This is a genomic window from Vibrio genomosp. F10 str. 9ZD137, assembly GCF_049974785.1.
GTDB lineage: Bacteria > Pseudomonadota > Gammaproteobacteria > Enterobacterales > Vibrionaceae > Vibrio.
In genome coordinates, this window is the sequence record NZ_JBNGCJ010000151.1 from 1 (window position 1) to 571 (window position 571).

The 571-nt window shown below is 44.0% G+C and carries 1 pseudogene; it reads left to right on the plus strand.

The features are described from left to right. Positions 1–326: pseudogene (locus ACP45E_RS01925) on the plus strand (imelysin family protein); the annotation flags it as partial. Between the last annotated feature and the right edge of the window lie 245 nt (positions 327–571).

Below are 571 nucleotides of genomic sequence, written 5' to 3' on the forward strand. Positions count from 1 at the left end.
TTTACGGCCGTTATGAAAAACTGGACGGTTCTGTTGTCTCTGGTGCCAGTGTCTCTGACCTAATCAAGCAAAAGAGCCCAGTTCTTTATAAGCAGTTTGATGACGCGTTGAACAGCATCGAGACAAACATGAGAGTGGTTTATGATGCAGGTGAGCAAGCAAACCCAATTCGCTTTGATCAGATTATTGGTCAGGATGAAAATGGTAAAGAGAAGCAAGCAGCATTGGCCGCGGTTTACGAGCTTGTTGAATTGACTTCAGCGTTTGCATCAGTGGAAGAGTTGCTTTCTATCCAGGCGTTAACGCTTGATGGCAGCGGCGACTAATTGCGCCTTTCTAAATGGTAATTTTAAGGCAACCTGCGGGTTGTCTTTTTCACGTTAAAAGACTCGAACAAATGACTAACATAGTATTCTCGATCATTGGCCTGTTATCCACTTGCGTTATGGCGAATGACATTGATCAACAACAGCATCTGTCTGCTGGAGCGACCTCGGTAAAATCTGTTCATGCCTCCGCATTTTCTCAACCTTCAGCGAATTTAACCGACGGTAGAAACATTCTAAAATTC